Genomic DNA, 20706 nt, shown 5'->3' with positions numbered 1-20706 from the left:
CCTGGCTAGCTGGTCAGAGCGAGAGTCCGTGGGTGGCCAGGCCCTCGGCGGGCGCGGCGTCATGGCACGCGGCGACGACCGTGACGCCGCCGGACGCGATCGCGGCGAGCCGCTGCCACAGCGCGCGCTGCCCTTCGGCGTCCAGCCCCTCGCCGACGTCGTCGAGCAGGAGGAGTCCGGGGTCGCCCACCAGGCCGAGGGCGGCTCCCAGGAGCTGCTCCTCGTCGGGCGCGAGGTCGGCGGCGAGCGTCCGGGGATCGAGGTCGAGGCCGGCGCGGTCCAGGGCGCGGCGCCTGCGGGCGTCCCGTCCCCGGAACCTGCCGAAGACGCCCTCGCGCAGGGCGAGGGCCTCGTCCAGGTGCTCGCGGACGGTCAGCGCCGGGTCGAGTTCGGTGACGCCGGGGACGATACCGAGCGCCGCGACGCGCTGGATCTCGGAGAGGCCGGTGAGGCCGCCGACCTCGACCGTGCCCTCGGTGGGGCGCATGCGGCCGCCGAGGGTGAGGAGGAGCGCGGTGCGTCCCGTCCCGGCGATGCCGCTCACGGCGACCAGCGAGCCGGCCGGGACGTCGAGGTCCGCGCCGCGGAACGCCCATCCTCGGGGGCCGCGCACGCCGAGCCGCCGGGCCCGCACCGCGACTCCGGCGGCTCCGGCGGCTCCGGGACGGCCCCCGCCAGTCCCGGAGCCGCTCGGGCGGGGTCCGGGGACGGTCGCGGCGGTCCCCCCGGCCGCGGCAGCCGTCCCCGGAGTCTGGTGCGCGGGCGTCATCGCGGAGCCTCCCAGGTTTGAACTGACCGGTCAGTTCAAATCTAACCCCGCCATGAACTTCGCGAATCCACCGGAACGGTGACATCAGACACGTGACCGCTACGCCCCAGGTCACACGGTCACGGCAGGGTGACTTCAGTCACACCGTCCTGCCCGGCCGGACGCCTATTGGACGGCCCGTCCGATCTGCCAGACTGCGGGACATGACCGATTCGTCACCAGCGTCCCGGCGGCTGGCCGTCCTGATGGCCGGCATGGGCACCCTGCACATGGTCGCGCCGAAGCCGTTCGACGCGCTCATCCCCGAGCGGCTGCCCGGCGGCGCGCGGACCTGGACCTACCTCAGCGGCGCCGCCGAGCTGGGCTGCGCGGCCGCGATCGCCGTCCCGCGCACCCGGAAGGCGGGCGCGCTCGCGACGGCGGCGCTGATGGCGGCGGTCTTCCCGGCCAACGTCAAGATGGCGCGCGACTGGCGCCGCCGCCCGCTGCCGCTGCGCGCCGCCGCCTACGGCCGCCTCCCGCTCCAGGCCCCGCTGATCGCCTGGGCCCTGCACGTGGCGCGCAGGGCGAACTGACCCGGGCCGCCGCCACGGCCGCGCCGCCGCCCATATGATCATTTCTTCGCAGAGGCGACGACGAGGGGCCGGTGAACCGTGGAACCGCTGCGTCCGGAGGATCCCGCGCGGATCGGTGGCTACCCGCTGCTGGGCCGGCTCGGCGCCGGCGGCATGGGGCAGGTCTACCTGGGCCTGACCGGCGGCGGGCGGCACATCGCGGTCAAGGTGATCCGGGAGGACTTCGAGGACCCGCAGGCGCTCGCGCGCTTCCGCCGCGAGGTCGCGACGGTCGAGCGGGTGCGGTCGCGGTCCGCCGCCGCGATGGTCGGCGCCGGGCTGGACGCGCCGCCGTACTGGCTGGCCACCGAGTACGTCCCCGGCCCGACGCTCCGGCAGGCCGTCGCCCAGCACGGGCCCGTGCCCGCGGCCACCTGCCTGCGGCTGCTCGCCGCGCTCGCGCAGGGCCTGCTGGAGATCCACCGGCAGGGCGTCCAGCACCGCGACCTCAAGCCGGGCAACGTGATCCTCGCCCCGGACGGCCCGCGCCTGATCGACTTCGGCATCGCGCGCGGCGAGGGCCAGACGCAGATCACCCAGACGGGCGCGTGGAACGGCACCCCGGGTTACGTCGCCCCGGAGGTCGTCCGCGAGCAGCAGCCGCTCCCCGCGTCGGACGTGTTCTCGCTCGCCGGCACCGTCGCCTACGCGGCCACGGGACGCTCGCCGTTCGGCGGCGGCCGCATCGAGGCCGTCCTGCACCGTACGCTCAGCGGCGACATCGACGTGGACGGCGTCGAGCCGCGGCTCGCCGACCTGATCCGCCGCTGCGCCGCCAAGGAGACGGAGCAGCGCATCGGCCTGGAGCAGCTGCTCCAGGAGATCGGGCCGGTCGAGCACCTCGCCGCCGACCCCGCCTACCGGGGGATCGTCGGGCCCGTCCAGGCGCCGCCGCTCAGCATCGCCGACGCCGCCGCGTCCGGCCTCGTGCCACTGGACCGCACCCGGACCGTGCCCGGCGCGGGGCCCGCGCGCTCGCGCGCCGCCGTCATCGCCGCCGGGGCCGCGGTGGTCGCCGTCGTCCTCGGCGGCGCCGTCGCGGCCCGCTTCGTCCTCAACGGCGACGACGGCGGGAACGGCCAGAACACGGCACAGGCGGGCCAGAACGCGAACGGCGGGCAGAAGACGGACGGCGACCCGGCCACGACCGGCGCGACCCCGCAGGGCCCACCGACCGGACGCACCCCGTCCGCCGACGGCCGCCCGCCGGACGAAATCTTCGTCAAGGAGCCCACCGGCGACTTCCAGAGCACCCGCTTCTCCCAGAAGGACTACACCTGCCTCCCGGCGGTCCGTCCGGAGGACCAAGCGCTGGCCAGGGACCTGCAGAGGTCGGCGCCGCGTCAGCCGGTCACCGCGTCGTCTATCGAGCTGAGCATGCGCTTCAAGTACGCGGAGCCGTCCGGCTACTACGTGGCCGCGCAGATCCGCCCGCCCGCGGAGCAGCAGGGCAACGGCGTGACCGGCGTGGTCGTGAGCAAGCCGCACCTGGTACCGAAGGGAAACCAGGACGTGAAGCTCCAGTACCCGGCGGACTTCAAGTGGAAGGGCGCCGGGAACGGCACGTATCCGCTGATGAAGGGCGTCTGGACCGTCATCTGGATGCACGTCCACCCGAACGGCGACGCGTACTTCATGGCCTGCGACGGCTTCACGGTCGCGTGAAGCCGTCGCCGTTCCGGTCGTCTCGGCGGGGCCGTCCGGTCAGCGGACGGCGATGACGGCGGAACCGTGGCCGAACAGGCCCTGGTTCACCGCGATGCCGGCCCGCGCGTCCTCGACCTGGCGGCCCTCGGCCCGCCCGCGCAGCTGCCAGGTCAGCTCGCACACCTGCGCGATCGCCTGCGCCGGGATCGCCTCGCCGAACGAGGCGAGGCCGCCGCTCGGGTTCACCGGGATCCGGCCGCCGAGCGCCGTCGCGCCCGAGCGCAGCAGCTCCTCGGCGCCGCCCTGCTCGCACAGGCCGATGTCCTCGTACCAGTCGAGTTCGAGGGCGGTGGACAGGTCGTACACCTCGGCGAGCGACAGGTCCTCGGGGCCGAGGCCCGCCTCCTCGTAGGCGGCGTGCGCGATCGCGGAGCGGAACGGCCGCTCCGGGACGGCGGCGGTCATCGCCGAGTCCGTCGCGAAGTCGGGCAGGTCCAGGACGGTCTTCGGGAACGTCGGCGTCACCGTCGAGACCGCCGGGATGCGCACCGGGTCGGCCACGCCGTGCCGCCGCGCGAACTCCATCGAGGTCAGGACGAGCGCGGCGCCGCCGTCGCTGGTGGCGCAGATGTCCAGCAGCCGCAGCGGGTCGGCGACCACGGCGGACTCGCGGACGTCCTCGACGGTCACCTCCTTGCGGTACCGGGCGTTCGGGTTGCCGAGGCCGTGCCGCGCGTTCTTCACCTTCACGGCGGCGAAGTCGTCGAGCGTGGCGCCGTACATGGCCATCCGGCGGCGCGCGTACAGCGCGAAGTAGATGGGGTTGGTCGCGCCCAGCAGGCGGAACCGGAGCCAGTCGGGGTCGTCCGGGCGGTCGCCGCCGACGGGCTTGAAGAAGCCCTTCGGGGCGGCGTCGGCGCCCACGACCAGCGCGACGTCGCACAGGCCCGCGAGGATCTGCGCGCGCGCCGTGTTGATGGCCTGCGCCCCGGACGCGCATGCCGCGTAGCAGCTCGACACCCGCGCGCCCGACCAGCCGAGCGCCTGCGCGAACGTGGCGCCCGCGATGAACCCCGGGTACCCGTTGCGGATGGTGTCGGCGCCGGACACGTACTGGACGTCCGTCCACGACAGCCCGGCGTCGGCGAGCGCCTCCCGCGCCGCCGCGAGCCCGTACTCGACGAAGTTGCGGCCCCACTTGCCCCACGGGTGCATCCCCGCGCCCAGGACGGCGATGTCGCGACTCACTTGACGGGCCTCCACATCCAGACGGTGTACTCGGCTTCGTCGTCCTCGTAGAGGGTGCCCTCGGTCAGCTCGACCTCCATGCCGACCTCCAGGTCGTCCACGGTGACGCCGGGGACGACCTGGCCCAGGACGACCATGCGCTCGGCGTCCAGCTCGACGGCGGCGACCGTGTAGGGGACGAACGGGTCGGGGGAGACGTACGGCGGCGGCGGCTTGTAGCGCGCGTCGGCGTACGACCACACGCGGCCGCGTGCGGACAGGGCGTACGGCTCCAGCTCCGAGCCGTCCTTCGGTCCCGTGCAGCCGGGGTTGCGGCACGCCAGCTCGTTGCGCGGGAAGTACGGCGTGCCGCACGACGAGCATCGGGTACCGAGCAGGCGGACGTCGCCGTCCGCGGTGGTGTACCAGCCCTCGACGGCCGGACGGCGCTCCTTGGTCGTGGTCACGCGGCCCTCCTCGTGTCTTCTCGGCGAGAGTACCAATCAAACAATCGTTAGAAAGAATGCCGCGTCCGGTCAGCGGGATGAACCCCGGGGCCGGGCGGGGCAAATCGCCGGGGCGAGGTAACTGACTCGTCAGTCACTTCGCTACAGTGAACCGAGCCGGATTCTGTCCTAGTGAGCAGCAGTGAGCAGCAGTAGGGAGCGCGCGGATGCGGACTGGTCTTGACGGAAGAACCGCCCTGGTCACCGGGGCTTCCCGGGGCATCGGGAAGGCGATCGCGGCGGCGTTCGCGGCCGAGGGCGCCAACGTGGTCATCTCCTCCCGCAAGCAGGAGGCCCTCGACGAGGTCGCCAAGGAGATCGGCGCGGCGAGCCCCGGCGCCAAGGTGCTCGCCAAGGCGGCGCACGTCGGCCACGCCGACGAGGCCGCCGCCTGCGTGGAGGCCGCCGCCGCCGAGTTCGGCGGCATCGACATCCTGGTCAACAACGCCGGGACGAACCCCTACTACGGCCCGATGGCCGACATCGAGCCCGCCGCCGCGGCCAAGACCGTCGAGGTCAACCAGTTCGCGATCGTCCAGTGGACGCAGCTCGCGCTGAGGGCGGGCCTGGCCGAGCGCGGCGGGGCCGTCATCAACATCGCCTCCGTCGGCGGCATGATCACCGAGCACGGCATCGGCTACTACAACGCCACCAAGGCCGCCGTGATCCACCTCAGCCGCCAGTTCGCGATGGAGCTGGCACCCAAGGTGCGGGTGAACTGCATCGCCCCCGGCCTGGTCAAGACCCACCTCGCCCGCGCGCTCTGGGAGCCGAACGAGGCGGAGATCAGCGAGCACATGCCGCTCAAGCGGCTCGGCGAGCCCGAGGACATCGCGAACGCGGCCGTGTTCCTCGCGGGCGACGCCTCGTCCTGGATGACCGGGCAGACCCTCGTCGTGGACGGCGGCGCCACCATCCGCGCCTCGATCGCCTAGGAGGTCCGCATGTCACGCTGGGGACTGACCATTCCGCTCACCGGGCTCGCGCTGGCCGAGCACCGCGAGCTCGTCGCCGAGCTGTCCGGGCTCGGCTACACCGACGCCTGGTCCGCCGAGACCAACGGCACCGACGCGTTCACCCCGCTGGCGCTCGCCTCCCAGTGGGGCCCCGAGCTGCGCCTCGGCCCCGCGATCGTCCCGGTCTACACGCGCGGGCCGGCACTGCTGGCCCAGCACGCCGCGACCCTCGCCGACCTCGCGCCCGGACGGTTCGTGCTCGGCATCGGCACCTCGTCCGACACGATCGTGCAGCGCTGGAACGGGATCGCGTTCGACGAGCCGTACAAGCGCGTCCGCGACACGCTCCGCTTCCTGCGCAAGGCCCTCGCCGGGGAGAAGGTGAAGGAGGAGTACGACACCTTCGCCGTCAAGGGCTTCAAGCTGGACAACGTCCCGGCCGCGGCGCCGCCGATCGTCCTCGCGGCGCTGCGCCCCGGCATGCTGCGGCTCGCCGCGCGGGAGGCCGACGGCGCGATCACCAACTGGCTCGCGCCGAAGGACGTCCGGACGGTCCGCGGCGTGCTGGGCGACGGGCCCGAGCTGATCGCGCGGCTGTTCGTGTGCCCGACCGCCGACGCCGCGGAGGCGCGCGCGATCGGCCGCTGGATGATCGCCGCGTACATGACGGTCCCGGTGTACCGGGCGTTCCACGAGTGGCTCGGCCGGGGCGAGGCGCTGCGGCCGATGAACGAGGCGTGGGCGGCCGGCGACCGGAAGAAGGCCCTGGAGGTCATCCCGGACGAGGTCGTCGACGACCTGATCGTGCACGGGTCGCCCGAGGCGTGCCGGGCCCGTGTCCGCGAGTACGTGGACAGCGGCCTGACCACGCCCGTGCTCGCGGTCGTCCCGGGCGGCGGGCTCTCCCCGGTCGAGGCGGTGCGGGCGCTCGCGCCGAACGCGGACTGACACCCGGCGATCACGTCTCGATGTTTGCCCCCACCCTTCGCTGGGGAGGGTGGGGCAGATCCGACAGACAGCCAGAGACGTGAGGAGCTGATCGTGCTCACGCTGACCAGCGGTGCCGTCCAGGTCATTCGTACAGTGACCGCGAACCCGGAGCTTCCGCCGGAGACCGGCATCCGCATCGAGTCCGGGCTCGACGGCTCGGACGCGCTGCGGCTCTCGGTCGCCCCCGCGCCCGAGGCCGGCGACCAGGTCGTCGAGGAGGAGGGCGCCAAGGTGTACCTGGAGCCCACCGTCGCCGAGATGCTCGACGACAAGACCCTCGACGCCCAGGTCGACCCGCAGGGGGACGTGGCGTTCACCATCGCGGAGGGAACCGAGGGGACCCCTACCTGACTCGACCCCGACGACGTGCGAGGGCCGGGGCCGCCGCGGGCGGCCCCGGCCCGCACGCGTTCAGCGCATCGCCGCGACGACGGCGACCACGGCGAACACGAACGCCACCGTGGTGAGGACCATGAAGGCGGCGATCACGGCGCAGGCCAGCCCGCGTGGCTGGTCGCGCCAGGTGCCGTAGCGGTCGCGCACTTGCTGATCCAGTTCCTGGAGTGGAGCGCCAGCGGAGCGGAAGGAGCTGGACCAGCGGTCCTTCCCGGGGGGTCTGGGGGGTCGTCCCCCCAGAGGAGGCCCGTCCAAGTCTTCCCGGGACGGCCGTTCCGCGTCGGGGGAGTCGGGCGAGGACGGGGGCGTCACGTCCGCCAGTCTCCCAGATCCACTACTCGGGGAAGGACGGGTGCGGGCCGAGCGCCCAGTACTCGTACAGGCCGTAGCCGGTGACGGCGTCGGTGGGCTGCGCGCCGTCCAGGTACTCGTACCGGCCGACCGCGTCGACCATGCCCCACATGCGGGCGGCGTCGTCCGGCTTGCGGACGTCGTGGGTGACGCCCTCCACCTTGAGGTCGGGCCCCTGGTACATGCCGTGCTTCCAGCCGGGCTCCAGCCCGTAGCCGGTGCCGACCATCATGTGGACGGGCAGGATCGGTGTGGCCCTCACCTCGAACGGCTCCCCGCCGGGCGGTGCGAAGCGCAGCGTGGCGGTGACCACGTCGCGCGTGCCCTCGGCGTACACGGGACGGTATTCGGGACGTCCCAGATACTCCGCCTCACGGTCGGGCCAGACGCGGGTGGCCTCTTCCAGGACGCGGCGGCCCTTCTCGTCCTCCTGCACGATGCAGAGGATCGAATGGTCCTCGAACTGGATCGGCGTGTACAGCCAGTAGAACGTGCCGGCGTTCTTTACCTGGATGCCGGGCGGCTCCGGCTCGCCCACGGGACGGATGCCCCAGGACCGGTCCCGCGAGCCCCACCAGTGGTCGGGCGTGACGTCGATGGTCTCGCCGTCGACCGTGATGGTGCCGGTCCAGCGTCCGGTCTGCGCGAGGCGCCGCGAGTCGAACATGACGCGCTCCTGCCAGCGCAGGTAGTGCGGGGGCTCCAGCGTGGCGGGGATCGCCCCTTCCCAGGTCAGGTCGAACGCGAGACCGTGCTCGTTCTCGTCCAGGACGACCCTGAGCCGCTTCAGCCCCTCGATGACCTCGACGCGGAACGGGCCGACCGTGGTGTCCATGCGGTCGTTCCCCAGCTCGCGGGACGCCCGGACCACCTTGTGGATCGGGCCGCGCCGCACGACGGCGAACGCGTCCATCACCCCGAGGTTCGGGTACTGCCCGACCCCGATGATCAGCATCAGCTCGTCCGAGCAGGGGTGGACGTTGAAGTAGTACCGGTCGTAGAAGTTGCGGTCGGACGTGGTGACGTGCCGCATCACCTCGGGCGCCTGGTGGATCGGGTAGTCGTCGAGCGGCGACGGCGTCACTGGTCCCCTCCGAGGATGCGGGCGAGCAACTGCGTGCAGTTGTTGTTGTAGGGGAAGTCGGCGGCCTGGTCGATCCAGCCGAAGTCGATCATCGCCTGCCCGATCCGCGCCATGATCACCGAGAACTTGAAGCCGGACAGGATCTCGTAGTACGCCAGGTGCCGCATCGGGCGGCCGAGCAGCTCCTCGTACCGGGCGACGGTCTCGGCGTAGGAGGGGAAGCCGTCCAGCCGGGCCGCGCCGACGCCCTCGCTGTGGTGCCGGTCGAGGAACATGAACCAGGCGAGGTCCTCCTCGGGCGCGCCGAGTGCGGCGGTCTCCCAGTCCAGGACGGCGGCGGGCGCCCCCTCCTGGAAGATCACGTTGCCGATGCGGGCGTCGCCCCACAGCGCGACCGGCTCGTCCGGCTCCTCCGGGCGGTTCGCCTTCAGCCACTCCAGGGCCTTGAGCGCCGTCTCCTGCGGCCCCTGGTAGGCCCAGTGCAGGTAGTGCTCGTAGTAGTTCAGCCGCTGGTCGAGGCCGGGCTTGCCCCACTGCGGCTGGTCGAGGAAGCCCAGCTCCAGTTCCTGGACGTCCAGCCGGTGCAGGACGGCGAGGATCTCCAGCGTCGACCACCACATCGCGGCCCGCTCCGCCTGCGGGACCTCGGTCACCCAGCCGTCCATGTGGTACGGCGGCATGTCGGTGGGGACGCGGCCGTCGACCCGTCCCATCACGAAGAACGGGGCGCCCAGCACGTCCGGGGACGGCTCGTACCAGCGGATCGGCGGCACCGGGACGGCCGTGCGCTCGTCCAGGATCCGCATCAGCCGGTACTCCTCGGCGAACCGGGGCTCGGGGAAGACCTGGTACTTCGCGGGGGCGACCCGCGCGACGAGCGGTTCCCGGCGGGTGTGGCCGCCGTCCGTCCACTCGGCCTCGAACAGCAGGGTCTCGTTGGAGAAGCCGCTCGTCTGCGGGGTCTGCACGGCGGGGATCGCGGCACCGGGCAGGTGCCCGGCCAGCCAGCTCCCCAGGGCGCGCCGGGTGATCTCGGGATCGCGTTGGTCGGGAACGGGCATGCCGCCTCCTTGCGCCGCACCAAAAGTAGAACGTGTTCTATCAATGAGCCGGGGGGCGGTCAATGGGGGCGGCGGCCCCGTCGTGAAAACATGGCCGGATGCAGCTGACTAAGCACGGGCACGCCTGCGTCCAGATCACCGACGGCGACCGCACGATCGTCATCGACCCCGGCGCCTTCAGCGACGGCGCGGGCGGCGCGCTCGCCGCCGCCGACGCGGTGCTGATCACCCATGAGCACTTCGACCATTTCGACGCCGACGCGCTGCGCGCCGCGATGGCCGAGCGCCCCAAACTGGAGGTGTGGACGTCCCGCGTCGTCGCCGAGAACCTCGCCGACCTGGGCGGGCGCGTCCACCAGGTGGGCCATGGCGACGCCGTCACCGTCGCCGGGTTCGACGTCCACGTGTACGGCGAGGAGCACGAGATCCTGCACCCGGACGTGCCGCCCATCCCGAACGTCGGCTTCCTGGTGAACGGCGAGGTCTTCCACCCGGGCGACGCGTTCACCGTCCCGTCCGAGCCCGTCCCGACGCTGTGCCTGCCCGGCAACGCGCCGTGGATGAAGGTCCCGGAGCTGTTCGAGTACGCCCGCGCGGTCCGCCCCGAGCGCGCCTTCGTCATCCACGACGGCCTGCTGAACGACGTCGGCCTGAAGGTGATGGAGACCGCCGTCACCAACGCGGGCAAGGAGCAGGACAAGGAGTTCCGCCGCCTCGCCCCGGGCACCACGGTGGACCTGGCCACCAAATGACCGATTCCCCCCACCTTCATCCCCCCGCACCCCGAACCGCGCCGCCGCTCATTCAGGCGGTGTTCTTCGACATCGGCGAGACCCTCATCAACGAGGGGGAGATCTACGGGCGCTGGGCCGACTGGCTGGGCGTGCCCAGGCACACGTTCCTCACCAAGCTGGGCGCGCTGCTCGCCACGGGCGGCAGCCACATGGACCTCCTGGAGTACTTCCGGCCGGGGTTCGACCTGGCGGAGGAGGAGCGGCGCCGCGCCGAGGCGGGCGTCCCGAACGGGTTCGGCCCGGACGACCTGTACCCGGACGCGCGGGCCTGCCTGTCCGGGCTGCGCGACCAGGGCCTCTACGTCGGGATCGCGGGCAACCAGCCGGTCGAGGCGGCGGCGCACATGGCGGAGATCGCCCTGGACGCCGACGTCGTCGGCATCTCGGACGTGTGGGGCGTCAGCAAGCCGTCCCCCGAGTTCTTCGAGCGCTGCGCCCAGCTCGCCGACGTGCTCCCCGACCGCGTCCTGTACGTGGGGGACCGGATCGACAACGACGTCCGTCCCGCGCTGGAGTTCGGGATGCGGGCGGCGTTCCTGCGGCGCGGCCCGTGGGGGCACATCCAGGAGGACGACGCCGCGCTCCGCGACTGCCTGTTCGTCCTGGACGACCTGGCCGGCCTGCCGAAGCTCGTCGCCGAGTACAACGCCCCGTAGCCCTGCGGCGCGTCCGATCGGGCCCTTAGGGGATGTCCCCTAATCCCCGGGTATGGCGCGGGAACGGGCCCTGCGGCCGATGTGGGACACCCCGCCCGGTCCGTAGCTTGGGGGATGTGGCCGCGAGAAACCGCGCGGCCGTGTTCACCGCTCGACTAATCGGGGAGAGAAGAACCCATGAACGGTCTCTACCGTCCGCGCAACGGCCGGATGATCGCGGGCGTCTGCGCCGGGCTCGCGCGCCGGTTCGGCATGACTCCCGGGATGGTCCGCCTGCTCTTCGTGCTGTCGTGCCTGCTGCCGGGTCCGCAGTTCGTGGTCTACCTGGTCCTGTGGGTGATGATGCCGAACGAGGACCGGCACATGGCGGGCGCCCGCTAGCTCAAGATCATCGATAGCGCTCGACCAGGCCCGCCCATGGGTGTTAGATCGGGGCACCACCATCGGACCCCTCCCGCCGCCCGGCCGCCCGGGCGGGGAACGCCGGAAGGGGCCCGTCCCTCCGTGGGAAGGGGAGGAGCCAGGTGCCTGAGGAGGCCGCCGCCGCGCGCGAGGCGGAGTACGCGGCCCGGCTGCTGGGGTTCCTGCGCGACCTGGCGCGGGCCCGGCGGCGCCCGTCCCGCGACCTCGCCGGCCACGACCACGTCGAGTGGCTGGCCGACCTGCCCGGCGACGTCTACGTGGAGGCGGACGCCGGGCCCGGCGACGTGCTGTTCAGCGTCCCGGTCATCCCGCTCACGCCGCCCGTCGTGCTGGAGGAGTTCGACGGCTGGCTGGGGCTGCGCAACTGGTACCGGGTCCTGCGCGAGCTGGCCGGGCAGGAGGTCGTGCTCGCGACCGGCCTGCTGTCGTGGCGCCCGGCCGTCCACGACCACCTGCTGAGCACGCCCGTCCGCATCGTGGTGGACGAGCGCACCGAGCGCGTCGACGTCGTCCTCACCGGGCACACGAGCCTGCGCGACCGGGAGCTGCTCGCCGGGCATCCCGGGTTCCGGCCCGCCGGCTGGATCGCGGACGCCGTCCAGCACGGCCAGGGCTTCGGGCTGAACCCCTCGGTCGGGGACGTCCTGCGCAAGTGGTCCCAGACGGCGCTCACCGGCCCCGCCGAGTACCGGGAGGACTGGACGCCCGGCGGCGACGCCGGGCCGCCCGCTCCGCGCATCCGCCTCGCGCCCGCGCTGGTCGTCCGGCCGCCGGGGCGCGGCGGTGTCGCCGAGCACCACGCCCGGCTGCTCGGCCTGCTGCCGAGGCGCGTCCCGGACGGGCTGGCGCGGCTGGTGTCGGGCCGCGGACCGCAGGTCATGCACATCCCGGAGCGGGCGCCGGAGACCGTCCCCGACCTGCTCGCCGGGATGCTGGCGCGCGGCCACCGGGTGCTCGTCGCAACCTCCGGGCCCGGCGCGTCCGCCGCGCTGCGCGCCGCCCTCCCGCCCGGCCTGGCCGAACTCACCGCGACCGACGCGGCCACCGGCGCGCAGGTGCGGGACGCCATCGGCGCCGCCCGCCCCGACGAGGCCGCCGCGGCGGAACGCGAGAAGGCCGCCGCCCGCCGGGTCACCGAACTCACCGAGCGGCTGGACGGCGAACCCCCGCCGGACCGCCGCGACGAGGCACCGGAGCTGTCCTGGCTGCCCGTCCGGCCCGACCTGCCGCCGACCCCGCCGATCTCCCGGTCCGAGGCGGCGGAGCTGGTCGTGCTGCTCGCCGAGGAGAGCGCCGAGCGCAAGGCCCGCACCCGGCAGCGCGACGTCGACCCGGGCGCGCTGCCGAGCGCCGCCTACGTGCGCACCCTGATCGACGCGGAGCAGGCCGCCGCCGAACGCGCCGAACGCGCCCGGACCGACCTGTCCCAGCGCCTCCGCGACAGCGACGTCACCCTCCTCGCCCGCCTCGACGGCGACGCGTCCGTCGTCCACGCCGCGCTCCGCGACCTCGGCCTGGACGGCCACCCGGGCGGCTGGAACCCCGCCGACCTCGCCGTCCGCGCGTTCAGCGACGCCCTCGCCGAGCGCCGCCCCCTCATCTGGGCCCGCGTCGTGGAGATGACGTCCCGCGCCCAGTGGGCCGAGCGCGCCCTCGCCGGGCTCGGCGGCCACCGCGTCGAGCTGCCCGCCGACGCCGACCTGCGCGGCCTCGCCGCCGCCGCCCAGGACCTGCGCGGCTACCTCGCCGGCGGCGGCACCCTCAAGCGCGGCCCCCTCCGCTCCGCCGCCCAGCGCCAGGCCGAGACGCTGCTCGCCACCGTCACCGTGGACGGCGCCGCGCCCACCACGGCCGAGCTGCTCCACCTCGTCCACACCGACCTCATGGTGCGGATCACCTGCCGCGAACTCCAGTACGTGTGGGAGGCCGCGGGCATCTCCTTCCCCGCCGACCTCCCACCCGGCGAGCGCATCGCCCGGTTCGTCCGCGCGCACGCCCGCCTCGCCCGCGTCCGGGACGCGATGCCCGCCGTCGACTCGACGCGCACGCTCCTCGACCGGAACGGCTTCGGCGTGTCCCTCGGCCACCCGGCCCAGTGGCACGCCTACGCCACCGCCCTCCGCAACGCCCTCGAAGGGCTCGGCGTCAACCGCGCCACCGCCGACCTCGACGCCCTCCGCGACTCGATCGGCCCCCCGCACGCCGACGATCCCCCCGAGCTGGGCGCCGCCGTCGCCGCCATCGAGGCCCGCGACCCCGCCGCCTACGGCCGCGCCCTCGGCGCCCTCGCCGAGGCCCGCCACGAACGCTCCCTGCAGATCCGCTGCACCGACCTCCTCGACCGCGTCCGCGCCGTCCACCCCGACCTCGCCAACCTGCTGATCGCCACCGACGGCGACGAGGCCTGGCACGACCGCACCCGCCGCTGGGACGACGCCTGGGCCTGGGCCCACCGCGCCGCCACCACCCCACCGCCCGCCCGCACCGAACTGGCCGCCGCCGAAGAAGAACTCAGCGAGGCCCGCGCCGCCCTCACCACCGCCCAAGCGTGGACGGCCGCCGCCGCCCTCGCCGACGTCCCCGCCTGGATCCTCCCGCTCTGGCGCATCCCGGACGTCCTCCCACCCGAACCCGACTCGTTCGACGCCGTCATCGTGGACGGCGAACACGAGGCCGGCGCCGAGGCCCTCTTCGTCCTGTGGCTGGCCCCCCGAGCCATCCTGGTCGGCCCCGCCGGCCCGGACCTCCAGCCCCCCGAGGGCCCCCTCCCCGCCACCCGCCTCCCACCCCACCTCCACGAGACGATCACCCCCACCACAACCCTCTTCACGGCCCTCACGACCCCCCGCACCGAGGCCGAAGCCAACCCGCCGACAGCGCACACCCCACCCCGCCGCCTGGACGCCCCGTCCCTGCCCCCCCGCGACACCCGTCCCACCCCACCGAACATCCCCGCCCTCTGGGGAACCCCGGGCCCCCACCCACCAAAGCGCCGCCCTCAGGAGCCACCGCCGCCCTCAGAGCCCCAAGAACCCCCAGAAACCCGCCGCCCACCGAGCCAGCCACCCGCACCGAGCCGTCCCGAACCAAAGGGCCCGCCCGGACCGCGCCCACCAGAACCGCCCCGCCCACCGGCCGCACCTCAACGCCACGGCTTGCCGCAGCCTTCAACGGCGCAGGGCCCGCCGGACGCGCCCCAACGGCAAGGCTCGCCGCGCCCACCCGCGTCACCGCAGCCCGCAGAGGCACAGGGACGGCCGCAAGCACACCGCCCGTCCGACCAGCGGCCCACCCCGCGCCCGCCGGAACCAGCGGACCGGCCCGGACCGCGCCCGCCAGAGCCGCCACGCTCGCAGGACGCGCCCCAACGCCACGGCTCGCCGCAGCCCTCAACGGCGCAGGGACCTCCGGAGACCCGCCGCCCGCCTTCGCCGCGCCCGCCGGCTTCCGCGCGCTCGCCGGAGTCGCAACGTCCGGCGGAACCGCGCCGCCCACCCGCGCCGCCCCGTCGGCCGCTCCCGCCGCGTTCGCTGGAGCGGCAGGGGCCGGTGGAGTCGCAGGGGCCCGAGGAGTCGCGCCGTCCGCCCGCGCCGCCAGGTCGGCCCGTCCCGCCGCGTTCGTTGGAGCGGCGGGGGCCGGTGGAGCCGCCCGGTCCGCCGCGCCCGCAGGATGCGCCGCGTCGGCCGGCGCCGCCGCGCCGGCTGGACTCACTGCGCTCACCGGAGTCGCCGGGCTCACCGCGGTCGCCGGAGAGGCCGGGGGCGGAGTCGCGTCGTCCGCCTGCGCCGCCGCGCCGGCTGGATTCACCGCTGCGGTCGGAGACACCGCGTCCTTCAGGGGAGCAGGGGCCGGTGGAGTCGCGTCGCCCGGCTGTGCCGCCGCGTCGCTCGGATTCGCCGCGCTCGCCGGAGACGCGGGATGTGGCGGAGTCCCGCCGTCCATCGGGGGAGGAGCACGGGGCGCAGGCGAAGGTGCGGCGCGGGCAGTCGATCGTGGGTTACAAGCGGCCCGAGCTGGTCGAGATCGTCGGGCGGATCGCGGAGCGGGAGCCGGAGCTCACCGATGACCAGCTCGTCGAGCTGGTCGCGCGGCTGCTCGGGTGCCCGGAGGACGAGGCGCTCCTCGTCGGGGCGCGGCTCCGGTACGCCGTGGAGACGTACCGGCAGCAGTCGGATGGCTGACGATGTCGTGCGGGCCGTGCAGGAGAGGGCGGCGCGCGGTCAGCCTGCGGAGCGTGTCGAGGACGCCGGCGGGTGGTGGTTGCGGGTCGCGCCCGAGGGTTCGTGGTGGGTGGGGACGGTGCTTCCCCACGGCGGTGTGGGGATGGACGAGGTGGAGCGCCGGGTCGCCGGGGCGGAAGAGTTCTATGCCGTGCACGAGGCGGTGCCTCGATTCCAAATCACGCCGGGGGTGTGTCCTGATGGGCTCGATGCACTTCTGGACGGGCGAGGGTATCGACGCCACAGTCCCGTGTCGGTGCGGGGCGCCGCCACTGCTCGTGTCCTTGGGTTGGAAAGGACGCTGAAAATCAGGGTGGACGAGCGTCCGACGCGGGCGTGGTTCGACACCTGGCAGGCGGTGAACGGGGAGTCCCGGGCCGAATGGGAGATGCTCGCCCGGGTGGATCTGCCGTCCGTCTACGTGTCCGCGCTGGTCGGTGACGACACGGTCGCGGTCGGTCGGGCGGTGGCCGATGGCGGGTGGGCGGGGGTTTTCAGTATGGCGACCCTTCCCGAGGCGCGGGGGAAAGGCGCGGCTCGGAATGTGCTGTCCGCGCTGGCGGGCTGGGCGGACGCGAACAATGCCGACCGCATGTACCTCCAGGTCGAATGCGGGAATGAGGCGGCGGCGCGGCTCTACGAGCGGGCGGGCTTCGCTGAAATGTGCGTCTACCACTACCGGAGCGCCGGGCCGCGGTAATGGTGTGCGAAGTGTCGGTGGCGACCGGCAGAATCGCGTGCATGGTGGCCGACGAACTGGTTCAGGTGTGGCGGGACGTCATTCAGGGCGACGAGAAGTCGTGGGTCCTGTTCGAGAACGGGACCTGCGTGATCCTGATGGAGCCCGAGGACGATCTGGGCGCGCAGGCGGTGGCGCTGCTGCGCGAGTACGGGCCCGTCCACGCGGGCGGTCCGGCCGGTGACTTCGGGACGATCGATCTCGAGGCGGCGCCCGGATGGGCGGTGTACGGGCACCACGGCGACATCCTCACCTATGTCGCTCCGGACGAGGTCAAGGAAGGCGCGGACGATCTGGCCGTGGGCCTGTTGGGGCGGGCGAAACGGGATCAGGACGGCCGGGAACTCGCCGTGGTCCATGTGGAGGACAAGCGGCCTCGGTGAATCGGCGCGCCGATGTCAGCGGATGTCTGTACAAATGTCGTGTGATGGAGTGGGACGCGGAGGCGCTGGCGCGGTTGCGGGCCGCCGCCCATCGGGGCGATGGCGATACCGGGGTGCTGCGGGGGCGTCCGCTCGAACCGGTGCTCCAGTACGCGGGTGACGTGCTGCTCGCCGCGCTGGCCCGCAATGGCGCCGACGAAGCGCCGGCCCGCGCGTGCGTGGACGGGCTGAAGGCGCGCGGTCTGCCGGGTGACGCGGAACTGGCCGCCGCGCTCACCGCCGCGCTCGACGGCTCCGGCGATCCGCTCGACCCGCTGCCGGTCGACCTCGGCGCCGTGGCGGCCGCCCTGGACGACGGCGGTCACGTCCTCGACCTGGAGCGCGGCGACGTGCTGCCCGGCGACGAGGAGCTCATGGAGATCCCCGGGCGCTGGCTGCCGATCCCGCCGGGCGTCCTGCCCGAAGGCGAGGACGCCCGGCGGGGCGCGGCGCGCCAGTGGCTCGCGGCGCAGGGCTACCGGCCCGTCCCGCGCACCCTCTAACTACCGGGGCGCACGAGCGGGAACGGGATCGTCTCCCGGATGCTGCGGCCCGTGAGGGTGATCAGCAGCCGGTCGATGCCCATGCCCATGCCGCCGGCGGGCGGCATCGCGTACTCCAGGGCGCGCAGGAAGTCCTCGTCCAGCTCCATGGCCTCCGGGTCGCCGCCCGCGGCCTGCAGCGACTGCTCGGTGAGCCGCTTGCGCTGCAGGATCGGGTCGATCAGCTCGGAGTAGGCGGTGCCCAGTTCCAGGCCGAAGACGATCAGGTCCCATTTCTCGGCGAGCCGCGGGTCGTCGCGGTGGGGGCGGGTCAGCGGGGAGGTCTCGGCCGGGTAGTCGCGGACGAACGTCGGCGCCGTCAGGTGCTCCTCGACGAGCGCCTCGAACAGCTCCTGGACGACCTTCCCCTGCCCCCACTGCGGGTCGTAGTTGAACCCGCGCCGCTCGGCGTACTTCCGCACGACGTCCGGCGGCGTGCCGGGGACGACCTCTTCGCCGAGGGCCTTCGACACCGACTCGTAGACGGTGATCTCGTCCCAGGGCTCGGCGAGGTCGTACTCGACGCCGTCCCGGACGACGACGGTGGTGCCGAGGGCGGCGCGGGCGGCGTCCACGACGAGGGAGCGGGTCAGCTCCGCCATCGTGTCGTAGTCGCCGTACGGCTCGTACGCCTCCAGCATCGTGAACTCGGGGTTGTGCTTCTGCGACACGCCCTCGTTGCGGAAGTTGCGGTTCAGTTCGAAGACGCGCCCGACGCCGCCGACCAGCAGCCGCTTCAGATACAGCTCGGGCGCGATCCGCAGGTAGAGCTGCATGTTGTAGGCGTTGATGCGGGTGGTGAAGGGCCGCGCGGTGGCGCCGCCGTGCACGGGCTGCAGCATCGGCGTCTCGACTTCGAGGTAGCCGCGGGTGCGCAGGCCCTCGCGGACGGCGGCGATGGCGTCGCCGCGCATCCGCAGCATCCGGCGGGACTCGTCGTTGACGATGAAGTCGACGTACCGCTGCCGGACGCGGGCCTCGGGGTCCGAGAGGCCGGTGCTCTTGTTCGGCAGCGGGCGCAGGCACTTGGCGGCGAGCGTCCAGGACGCGGCGAGCACCGACAGCTCCCCGCGCCGGGACGTGACGACCTCGCCGCGCACCCCGACCTGGTCGCCGAGGTCGATGAGCGTCTTCCAGTGGCGCAGCGACTCCTCGCCGAGGGCGTCGGCGGTCAGCATGACCTGGAGGTCGGCGGTCTCGTCCCGCAGCGTGACGAAGATCAGCCGGCCGTGCTCGCGGGCCAGCACGACGCGCCCGGCGATGGCGACCTCGGTTCCGGTGTGCGCGTCGGGGCCGAGGCCGGGGAAGCGGGCGCGGATGTCGGCGGCGAAGTCGGTGCGCTCGCAGCCGAGCGCGTACGGCTCCATCCCGGCCGCGCGGATCTGGTCGAGCTTGGCGTGCCGCACCCGCTCCTGCTCCGACAGCCGCCGCTGCGGTGCGCGCGCCGCCTCCGCCGCCTCCTCGATCTCGTGGATCTTGTCGACGAGGTCGGTGGAGGGGACCATCGCGGCGGCCCGGTCGAGCTTCGGCCGGTTGAAGCTCGGCAGGAACCCCTCGGCCCGCGCGTAGGCGAGGCCGAGCCGGATCAGGTGCCGGCCCTGCGTGTAGCAGATGAAGCGCGGCCGCCAGTGCGGCATGTACTTGGCGTTCGACAGGTACAGCGATTCGAGCTGCCAGAACTTCGACGCGAACGACAGGAACTTGTAGTAGAGCCGCGCGACCGGCCCGGCGCCTATCTGCGAGCCGCGCTCGAACGCCGAGCGCAGCATCGCGAAGTTCAACGAGAGCTGCTGCGCGCCGATCGCGGCGGCCTTCTCCGCGAGCTTGGCGACCATGTACTCGTTGAGGCCGTTCTCGGCGAGCCGGTCGCGGCGCATCAGGTCGAGCGACAGCCCGGCCCGCCCCCACGGGACGAAGCTGAGCAGGCCGCGCAGCTCGCCGTGCGCGTCGAACGCCTCGACCATGACGCAGCGCCCGTCGGTGGGGTCGCCGAGCCGGCCGAGCGCCATCGAGAAGCCGCGCTCGGTCTCCTCGCCGCGCCAGGCGTCGGCGCTGCGGATGAGCTTGGCCATCTCCCAGCCGGGGATCTGCGCGTGCCGCCGGATCCGGACCGTGTACCCGGCCCGCTCGACGCGCCGGACGGCCTGCCGCACCTGCCGCATCTCGCGTCCGTCGAGGTTGAAGTCGGCGAGGTCGATGACGGCCTCGTCGCCGAGCTCCAGCGCGTCGAACCCGTGCCGCTTGTAGATGTGGGCGGCGCGCTCGCCGACGCTGACCGCGCCGGGGATCCACGCGTGCGCGCGGCACTCGTCCAGCCACGCCTCGATCGCCTGGTCCCAGGACTCGGGGTCGCCGAGCGGGTCGCCGCTGGCGAGGGAGACCGAACCTTCGACCCGGTAGGCGATGGCCGCCTTACCGTTCGGCGCGACGATGACGTCCTTGTCGCGGCGCAGCGCGAAGTAGCCGAGCGAGTCCTGGTCGCCGTACTCGGCGAGAAGAGCACGCGCCGAGAGCTCCTCCCCGGCGGACAGGACGGGGTCGCGCCGTCCCGGTTTGAACAGCGCCCAGAACGTGACGATCATCAGCCCGGTGCCGAGGCTCCACAGGATCGCGTCGACCCAGAACGGCACGGCGACGTCGATCGGCTTGCCGGTGACGCGCGGCCCGAGGACGGTCTGCGCGATCGCGTAGAGCGGGTGCGTCCACAGGTCGCCGCTGTGGTTGCGGTCGGTCACGGTGACGAGGAACGTGCCGATCCCGCAGGTCACGATCAGCAGGCTGGTGAAGACGATGGTCGCGAGCCGCCGGTTGGCGCGGTCCGGGAGGGTGGTGAACTGGCCGCGCGCGGAGATCAGCAGGCCGAGCACGGCGAGGTACACGGCGGCCGTGACGATCAGCCCGACCGGGGTGGGCCGCTCGGGGTTGATCAGCGTGGTCAGCACGGCGGTGACGCCGAGCGCGGTGGGCAGGCAGAAGATCAGGACGAGCATCCGCCAGGCGGCCTTCTTGCGCCGCCGGATGCCCATCGACAGCAGGATCCACAGCAGCCCGATGGGCACGCTGGGGAACCAGCCGAGGTACCCGATCCAGCGCAGCGCCCAGATATCGGCTATCTCAAGGATGAGACCATAGGAGACCCACGCGAGCAGCGACAGGATCCCGGAGAGACGGGTGTACCAGAAGAAGATCGTGGGCGCGGCCTGGATGAGCCGTCCCCACTCGCCCCGCAGGCCCCCCGTGCCTCGCGGTTCCCTCTCCGGCATGCCCCCCCAGTCGCCGCGCGATGTGGCCTTGTTCTTTTTACCGGGT

Annotated in this window: 19 protein-coding genes; 12 read left to right on the top strand and 7 right to left on the bottom strand. The window is 73.4% G+C overall.

Going from position 1 to position 20706, the window contains the following annotated elements; translation table 11 throughout:
- Positions 1–13 precede the first annotated feature (13 nt).
- Complete coding sequence (locus tag HUT06_RS36770) at positions 14–634, bottom strand: ATP-binding cassette domain-containing protein (RefSeq protein WP_254715580.1); 621 nt, start codon at positions 632–634, stop codon at positions 14–16.
- Positions 635–972: 338 nt separating this feature from the next.
- On the opposite strand from HUT06_RS36770, the gene HUT06_RS36765 reads away from it, so the two are divergent.
- Both HUT06_RS36765 and HUT06_RS36760 read left to right on the top strand, forming a co-directional pair.
- Positions 973–1344 (top strand): hypothetical protein, encoded by a 372-nt coding sequence (locus HUT06_RS36765; RefSeq protein WP_176199928.1) that lies wholly within the window; start codon positions 973–975, stop codon positions 1342–1344.
- Positions 1345–1422: 78 nt separating this feature from the next.
- Positions 1423–3048 (top strand): serine/threonine-protein kinase, encoded by a 1626-nt coding sequence (locus tag HUT06_RS36760; protein WP_217711605.1) that lies wholly within the window; start codon positions 1423–1425, stop codon positions 3046–3048.
- A gap of 39 nt (positions 3049–3087) precedes the next feature.
- Here HUT06_RS36760 and HUT06_RS36755 read toward each other — a convergent pair whose 3' ends face one another.
- Together HUT06_RS36755 and HUT06_RS36750 are read right to left on the bottom strand one after the other, a co-directional pair.
- Positions 3088–4278 carry a lipid-transfer protein gene (locus HUT06_RS36755; protein ID WP_176199927.1) on the bottom strand — a complete coding sequence of 397 codons (1191 nt, stop codon included), beginning with the start codon at positions 4276–4278 and terminating at the stop codon, positions 3088–3090.
- The gene (locus HUT06_RS36750; protein ID WP_176199926.1) at positions 4275–4724 is read right to left on the bottom strand and encodes a Zn-ribbon domain-containing OB-fold protein; all 450 of its coding nucleotides are present in this window, start codon (positions 4722–4724) and stop codon (positions 4275–4277) included. Before HUT06_RS36750 ends, HUT06_RS36755 begins: the two co-directional genes overlap by 4 nt.
- A gap of 206 nt (positions 4725–4930) precedes the next feature.
- On the opposite strand from HUT06_RS36750, the gene HUT06_RS36745 reads away from it, so the two are divergent.
- The 3 genes from HUT06_RS36745 to HUT06_RS36735 all read left to right on the top strand — a co-directional run bounded on the left by HUT06_RS36745 (position 4931) and on the right by HUT06_RS36735 (position 7060).
- Positions 4931–5698: an SDR family oxidoreductase gene (locus tag HUT06_RS36745; protein ID WP_176199925.1), complete on the top strand. Its 768-nt coding sequence runs from the start codon at positions 4931–4933 to the stop codon at positions 5696–5698.
- Between the two features lie 9 nt (positions 5699–5707).
- A complete protein-coding gene (locus HUT06_RS36740) occupies positions 5708–6667 on the top strand; it encodes an LLM class F420-dependent oxidoreductase (RefSeq protein ID WP_176199924.1) in 960 nt (319 codons plus the stop codon).
- Between the two features lie 93 nt (positions 6668–6760).
- A complete protein-coding gene (locus tag HUT06_RS36735) occupies positions 6761–7060 on the top strand; it encodes a Fe-S cluster assembly protein HesB (RefSeq protein WP_138641067.1) in 300 nt (99 codons plus the stop codon).
- A 60-nt stretch (positions 7061–7120) separates the two neighbouring features.
- Here HUT06_RS36735 and HUT06_RS45410 read toward each other — a convergent pair whose 3' ends face one another.
- The 3 genes from HUT06_RS45410 to HUT06_RS36725 form a co-directional block, all read right to left on the bottom strand.
- Positions 7121–7252, bottom strand: a complete 132-nt coding sequence (locus HUT06_RS45410; RefSeq protein ID WP_302931864.1) for a hypothetical protein — start codon at positions 7250–7252, stop codon at positions 7121–7123.
- A 187-nt stretch (positions 7253–7439) separates the two neighbouring features.
- Positions 7440–8540: a hypothetical protein gene (locus HUT06_RS36730; protein ID WP_176199923.1), complete on the bottom strand. Its 1101-nt coding sequence runs from the start codon at positions 8538–8540 to the stop codon at positions 7440–7442.
- Positions 8537–9601 (bottom strand): phosphotransferase family protein, encoded by a 1065-nt coding sequence (locus HUT06_RS36725; protein WP_176199922.1) that lies wholly within the window; start codon positions 9599–9601, stop codon positions 8537–8539. Before HUT06_RS36725 ends, HUT06_RS36730 begins: the two co-directional genes overlap by 4 nt.
- Positions 9602–9699: 98 nt before the next feature.
- Between HUT06_RS36725 and HUT06_RS36720 the strand changes: the two genes are divergently transcribed.
- The 7 genes from HUT06_RS36720 to HUT06_RS36690 all read left to right on the top strand — a co-directional run bounded on the left by HUT06_RS36720 (position 9700) and on the right by HUT06_RS36690 (position 17358).
- Positions 9700–10353, top strand: a complete 654-nt coding sequence (locus HUT06_RS36720) for an MBL fold metallo-hydrolase (protein ID WP_176199921.1) — start codon at positions 9700–9702, stop codon at positions 10351–10353.
- 59 nt (positions 10354–10412) lie between these two features.
- The gene (locus HUT06_RS36715) at positions 10413–11051 is read left to right on the top strand and encodes an HAD family hydrolase (protein WP_254715579.1); all 639 of its coding nucleotides are present in this window, start codon (positions 10413–10415) and stop codon (positions 11049–11051) included.
- Positions 11052–11228: 177 nt separating this feature from the next.
- Entirely contained in the window at positions 11229–11432 is a 204-nt protein-coding gene (locus HUT06_RS36710) for a PspC domain-containing protein (protein ID WP_176199919.1), read from the top strand.
- 143 nt (positions 11433–11575) lie between these two features.
- Positions 11576–15655: a hypothetical protein gene (locus HUT06_RS36705; protein ID WP_176199918.1), complete on the top strand. Its 4080-nt coding sequence runs from the start codon at positions 11576–11578 to the stop codon at positions 15653–15655.
- A gap of 142 nt (positions 15656–15797) precedes the next feature.
- Positions 15798–16394 (top strand): GNAT family N-acetyltransferase, encoded by a 597-nt coding sequence (locus HUT06_RS36700; protein WP_254715578.1) that lies wholly within the window; start codon positions 15798–15800, stop codon positions 16392–16394.
- A gap of 41 nt (positions 16395–16435) precedes the next feature.
- Positions 16436–16816 carry a hypothetical protein gene (locus tag HUT06_RS36695; protein ID WP_176199916.1) on the top strand — a complete coding sequence of 127 codons (381 nt, stop codon included), beginning with the start codon at positions 16436–16438 and terminating at the stop codon, positions 16814–16816.
- 44 nt (positions 16817–16860) lie between these two features.
- Entirely contained in the window at positions 16861–17358 is a 498-nt protein-coding gene (locus HUT06_RS36690) for a hypothetical protein (RefSeq protein ID WP_176199915.1), read from the top strand.
- On the opposite strand, the gene lysX is transcribed toward HUT06_RS36690, so the two are convergent.
- The gene (gene lysX / locus HUT06_RS36685; protein ID WP_176199914.1) at positions 17355–20660 is read right to left on the bottom strand and encodes a bifunctional lysylphosphatidylglycerol synthetase/lysine--tRNA ligase LysX; all 3306 of its coding nucleotides are present in this window, start codon (positions 20658–20660) and stop codon (positions 17355–17357) included. The two genes, HUT06_RS36690 and lysX, sit on opposite strands and share 4 nt — an antisense overlap.
- Positions 20661–20706 lie beyond the last annotated feature (46 nt).

Source organism: Actinomadura sp. NAK00032, assembly GCF_013364275.1.
In the GTDB taxonomy this organism is placed as follows: Bacteria; Actinomycetota; Actinomycetes; order Streptosporangiales; family Streptosporangiaceae; genus Spirillospora.
Note: the sequence above shows the minus strand (reverse complement) of the source record. Positions and strands in the feature narration are given on the sequence as shown.

What these genes read in the sequence shown, in the direction of transcription:
- HUT06_RS36745 (WP_176199925.1), top strand. Translation starts at nt 4,931, where the DNA reads ATGCGGACTGGTCTTGACGGAAGAACCGCCCTGGTCACCGGGGCTTCC.
- HUT06_RS36690 (WP_176199915.1), top strand. Translation starts at nt 16,861, where the DNA reads ATGGAGTGGGACGCGGAGGCGCTGGCGCGGTTGCGGGCCGCCGCCCAT.
- HUT06_RS36725 (WP_176199922.1), bottom strand. Translation starts at nt 9,601, where the DNA reads ATGCCCGTTCCCGACCAACGCGATCCCGAGATCACCCGGCGCGCCCTG.
- HUT06_RS36720 (WP_176199921.1), top strand. Translation starts at nt 9,700, where the DNA reads ATGCAGCTGACTAAGCACGGGCACGCCTGCGTCCAGATCACCGACGGC.
- lysX (WP_176199914.1), bottom strand. Translation starts at nt 20,660, where the DNA reads ATGCCGGAGAGGGAACCGCGAGGCACGGGGGGCCTGCGGGGCGAGTGG.
- HUT06_RS36740 (WP_176199924.1), top strand. Translation starts at nt 5,708, where the DNA reads ATGTCACGCTGGGGACTGACCATTCCGCTCACCGGGCTCGCGCTGGCC.
- HUT06_RS36765 (WP_176199928.1), top strand. Translation starts at nt 973, where the DNA reads ATGACCGATTCGTCACCAGCGTCCCGGCGGCTGGCCGTCCTGATGGCC.
- HUT06_RS36710 (WP_176199919.1), top strand. Translation starts at nt 11,229, where the DNA reads ATGAACGGTCTCTACCGTCCGCGCAACGGCCGGATGATCGCGGGCGTC.
- HUT06_RS36695 (WP_176199916.1), top strand. Translation starts at nt 16,436, where the DNA reads ATGGTGGCCGACGAACTGGTTCAGGTGTGGCGGGACGTCATTCAGGGC.
- HUT06_RS36700 (WP_254715578.1), top strand. Translation starts at nt 15,798, where the DNA reads ATGGACGAGGTGGAGCGCCGGGTCGCCGGGGCGGAAGAGTTCTATGCC.